Origin of the sequence: Arthrobacter sp. H14, assembly GCF_000520495.1 — a bacterium.
Classification (GTDB): Bacteria; Actinomycetota; Actinomycetes; order Actinomycetales; family Micrococcaceae; genus Arthrobacter_C.
In genome coordinates, this window is sequence record NZ_KI914662.1 from 5,359 (window position 1) to 9,905 (window position 4,547).

6 protein-coding genes are annotated in these 4,547 nt (G+C 62.3%); 1 reads left to right on the top strand and 5 read right to left on the bottom strand.

The window, feature by feature from the left end:
• Positions 1–419 (top strand): DNA-directed RNA polymerase sigma-70 factor (locus Y707_RS31525; protein WP_035781792.1); only part of this gene is annotated, 419 nt, incomplete at its 5' end.
• On the opposite strand, the gene Y707_RS0113815 is transcribed toward Y707_RS31525, so the two are convergent.
• From Y707_RS0113815 to Y707_RS26155, 5 genes are all read right to left on the bottom strand, one after another.
• A complete protein-coding gene (locus Y707_RS0113815) occupies positions 393–1,118 on the bottom strand; it encodes an ABC transporter ATP-binding protein (RefSeq protein WP_026535514.1) in 726 nt (241 codons plus the stop codon). The two genes, Y707_RS31525 and Y707_RS0113815, sit on opposite strands and share 27 nt — an antisense overlap.
• Before the next feature lie 251 nt (positions 1,119–1,369).
• Positions 1,370–1,987 carry a ScbR family autoregulator-binding transcription factor gene (locus tag Y707_RS26150; RefSeq protein WP_051442019.1) on the bottom strand — a complete coding sequence of 206 codons (618 nt, stop codon included), beginning with the start codon at positions 1,985–1,987 and terminating at the stop codon, positions 1,370–1,372.
• Between the two features lie 35 nt (positions 1,988–2,022).
• The gene (locus Y707_RS0113825; protein WP_026535515.1) at positions 2,023–2,463 is read right to left on the bottom strand and encodes an ATP-binding protein; all 441 of its coding nucleotides are present in this window, start codon (positions 2,461–2,463) and stop codon (positions 2,023–2,025) included.
• Positions 2,456–2,791: an STAS domain-containing protein gene (locus Y707_RS0113830; RefSeq protein WP_026535516.1), complete on the bottom strand. Its 336-nt coding sequence runs from the start codon at positions 2,789–2,791 to the stop codon at positions 2,456–2,458. The genes Y707_RS0113825 and Y707_RS0113830 overlap by 8 nt, the downstream gene beginning before the upstream one ends.
• On the bottom strand, positions 2,788–4,547 hold a 1,760-nt coding region (locus tag Y707_RS26155; RefSeq protein ID WP_035781793.1), incomplete at its 5' end, for a glycosyltransferase family 2 protein. The genes Y707_RS0113830 and Y707_RS26155, both read right to left, overlap by 4 nt.

Genomic DNA, 4,547 nt, shown 5'->3' on the forward strand with positions numbered 1-4,547 from the left:
GCCGCGCCCGCCGGCGGGTGCAGCAAGAGGCTCCACCGCCCGACGTCGATCCCGCCCGGCAACGTGAAGTGGTCGATGCGTTCTTCGCTGCGTCCCGCGACGGCGACTTTTCCGCACTGGTCGCGGTGCTCGATCCGGACGCCGTGCTGCGGTCCGACGGCGGAGTTGCGCGGCCGGCGGCCTCAGTGCTCCTTCATGGAGGACCGACCATCGCCAAACAGGCACTCACCTATGGGCAGTTGGCCCCATACGTACGTCCGATACTTGTCAACGGAACCGCGGGAGTCGTCGTCGTTCCCCATGACCGGCCGGTCTCCGTTATGGCGTTCACCATCCGGAACGGAAAGATCACCGCCATCGACGTGCTCGCCGATCCGGACCGTCTGGACGTGCTAGACGTAGCGGTCGGCAAAAACTAATTCGCTGCCGAAACGGCTGCCCGATTCACCGATAATTTGTCCGTCGTTGATGAACAACACGCGGTCAGCCCAGGCGGTCTGCCTTGTTTCCTGAGTGGTCAACAGGACCGCGAAGCCTTCGTCGGCCAGGTGGCGAAGGCTGTCGAGCAGTTCATCGCCATCGGCGGAGCCCAGGGCGGCGGTCGGTTCATCTGCCAGCACCAGCCGCCGGTCGCCCACGACCGCCCGGGCTAAAGCGACGCGTTGTTGCTCTGCGCCGGATAATACACGCGCGGAGCGGCCGGAAAGATCCGCGATTCCGATCTTGTCGAGCGCGGTTTCGGCCTCACCGTGTGCCACTTCAGTGGGCGCACCGTCGAGTTCGCGGGGCAGTGCGACATTCTCCAACACCGTGAGCATTGGGACCAGGTCGGGTTTCTGGTGGAGATAGCCGATGAAGCGGCGCCGCAAGCTCGCGGACTCGTTCAGTCCGAGCCCGCCGAGCGAAGTGTTGTTGACGAATACTTCACCGTTGGTGGGCTGGTCCAAACCTCCACCAACAGCCAGCATGGAAGATTTGCCGGAGCCGGGGGAGCCGATCAGTGCGGTAAATTCACCGGCATTCACTGTGAAGTTAATGCCCCGCAGCGCCAGCGCGGACGATGCACCCTCGCCGAAAACCTTGTCCACCTCGGCGAATCGCAGTACCGGTTCGTTCATCGCCGTCCCCCAAAGCCGTCGTCCTCTGTGCGCGTTTTGGTCCGCTCCGGTCCCGGAAACCGGAGGCTCCCTGGCCCGCTTTCCGAGGCCGGAGCGGCGTTATCTGGTCGTCCGCGGCCTGCAGTGCGATCGCATGACGCCCCCGTCATCGCATAGGCGTTGATCCGGACGACCAAATAGAAACCGGCTGCCCGGTATGTTTATACAATACGTATGTCATACGTCACGGTCAAGCCGGGTTGCGCGATTATTCAGCCAAGCGGCGAAGGCGCTGCGGACGGCTCCTCAGGCCGGAGCGCGGGCAGCAGGAACGTCCACATGTCGTTGATCCGCTCGAGCACGTCCTCGTGGCCGGTGAGCAGGTTGGAAACCATCTGCACGCCGGTAAAGGCAGGCACTATGAAGTGCGCCAGGGCGGCCGGGTCGACGGTGCTGCGGATTTCACCACTGTCGATTCCCCGTTGGATGAGGGTTTCAAACTCTTTCATCCAGTCGGTGTATGGACTGATCACCGGTTTCTCGAACATCGATGTTTCGAGCGTCAGCCGGATTCCGGCGCGCACTATTGGCTCGGTCTGCAGCTGTTCGCCGAAGTGCCGGCATACCCTCATCATGGTTTCGATCGCCGAATCACTCTGCAAGGCCGGGTCCTTCCCCGAGTTGAAAGACAGCTTGTGCTGCGCTTCGACGACGGCGTGGGCCAAGTCTTCCTTGGAGGCGAAATGAAAGTAGAGCGACCCCTTCGTGACGCCGGAGCGCTGAATGATGTCGCTCAGGGTCGCGCTGCCGTACCCATAACTTTCGAACACTTCGGCCGCGCCGCGGATAATCGCTTCCCGCGTCGTTTGCGCGCGTTCCTGTTGAACCAATTGTTCCCCTCCCCGGCAGCAATTCCCTCATTACTCTAGCGTTGTGCCTGCGGCGATTCCTTACAGAGCGTCCAGACGTTCGTGTCCCCATGCCGTTCGAAGGTCACTGTGCTGACCAGCGCGCGGATCAGCGCCAACCCGCGGCCGGACTCCGCCTCGATGTCTTGATCGGGGGAAGAGGCACCATCCAGATCCGGCCGGGAAGCCGCCGCACCGATTTCGCTGACAGTTGCCTGCAGCCGGCGGGGCCAGATGGTGATATCGACGCCGAGCTGCAGTTGTGCGTCGGACGCCGGCGTCGCGTGCTGGACTACATTGGTGGCGGCTTCAATAACGGCCGTGGTGAAGGCCATCTGGTCCATTTCAGGAACGAACGATGCCTTCGCCCACAGGCTGTCCAGATCTGCATGCAGCTCGTCAATGATTTCCGGGATGGCCGGTCCCTGGCGGGAGCTGTGGCCGATAATTTCAGACATCGGCGAACGCTGCTTCCACGTTGTCATAAGGCGTCAGGACACGGTTCATATTCGTCAGCTCGAGGACCATCTTCACCTGTGATTGCACATTGGCGATCCGCAGGTCCCCGCCGGCCTGCCTGGCTATTTTCAGGCAGCCGATGAGGGCGCCGAGACCGGAGGAGTCCATGAAGTCCATCTCGGCCATATTGATGACCACATGATTGGAACCACCGGCGACGACGTCGGAAACCACCTCCCGCAGTTTTGCTGCGGAGACCATATTCAACCGTCCCGCTCCTTTGACCTCGGCGTAGGATTCAGCCGCGGTATCAACGGTGAAATTCATCTTGCTTCCTTTCCTGAGGGGTCGAACCCCTTGTAGCTGGCTGCCTTGACCAGGACCCACAAAATGGTCAGGTCAAAAACGACCCAGGCAACGTTTACCAAAGTCCCGATAGGTTCGTTCATATTATTGGCCAACCGGACTGCGCCCACAATCAGCCCCAGGACCAACAGCGCCATCACGATCAGCTGTGGCCGGATCAAGCTCCAGGAGGGTCCGTCGGTCTGTCGGGCCTTGGGGGTAACCGCAAATCCAAGGGGACGTCCGAACCAGACGTTGCGCGCCGCCGTCGTGCACGCCTTGATCCAGGTCGGGAACAAAGCGAGGCTGTACTGCTGGCCGCGCCAGGTGCTGACGCCCTTGCCCACGACTCCGAACAGCAGCTGGTTGACGACCATGAACGGAACGAACCGGAGAAAGAAGTCCGTGCTGAGGCTGTTGACCGGCAGTATGCCCAGCGTGAGATAGATGATCGGGGCAGCGAAGTAGATGATGGCGGCGAAACCGCTGAAGTAACTCCACATCGTTGAGAAGTACATCATCCGTTGACCGAATTTCATTCCGGATTGAACCAGCGGATTTTCCCGGAGCAGGACCTGGATGGTGCCCTGCGCCCAACGCAGCCGCTGGGTCAGCATGGTTTTCAAATCCTCGGGCGCCAGGCCGTAGGCGAGGACTTCGTGGTGGTAGACGCTGTCCCAGCCCATCGCGTGGATGCGCATGGCGGTAGCCATATCCTCGGTCACGGAGATGGTGGCCAGCGGCATCACCGGCTGTGCCTCGTCCGGCCGCTCCACCGAAACGGCGTCCAATACAGATTGAATGGATTCGAGCGCGCCCAGTGGAGACCAGTCCCGCCGCGACATGCGGTCCACTGCGCCCTCCAGTTCAAGCGGCGAGTCGATGCCTCCGCCGGCGCCGAGCTCCATCACGGCAATCTCCGCCAGGTCCGCTTCCAGGGTCGAGAAGTTTTCCGAGACCAGGCTCTGCACCGCGGTATCAACCTTCCTCCGGACCCGGTAGGTGATCTCGCTCAGGGATACGCCGTCGTCCAATTCCTTGCGCGCCTGGTCAGTGGCCGCATCCACCTCATCGAGCAGCCGGGACACCATTGGATCGGCCGACTCCGGGGACTTGCGTGCCTTGCGGATGGCGGTCCGGGCGCCGGCCAGGGCGCGGCGCACTCCCCGGTCGACCTCCCGGACATAGCCGGCCAATCCGACCTGCATCAGGGCTTCGCGGCGCAGCAGGGCGTTGGAACCGCAGAAGAACGCGGCATTCCAGCCATCTTTACCCTGTTGGATGGGACCGTAGAACAAGGGTGCCTGGCTCCCCAGCGGATCGTCGGCCGGGACATTGCTGAAGTACTGCGGAGTCTGGACCAACGCCACCCGACGGTTGTTGAAGTAACCGAGCGTCTTGTCGAGGATGTCCGGTTCAGGGATCTGGTCGGCGTCGAGGATCAGCAGGAATTCGCCATGCGTGGTCATCAGGGCGTTGTTGAGGTTGCCCGCTTTGGCGTGCCGCGGCCGGTCCGTCCAGTCCTCGCTGCGGGTCAGATACCCAATGCCATGTTGGTCAGCCTTGCTTCGCAACTCGGGCCGGGCGCCGTCGTCGAGTATCCAGGTGCTGTGCGAATGGCGGATCCTCTGCGCCGCCAGCGCCGTGGTCATCACCAGGTCGAGCGGCTCGTTGTAGGTGGTGACGAAGACGTCGACGGTGGCATCGGCCGGTGGCGGCGGAGGCGCATCGCGGTACT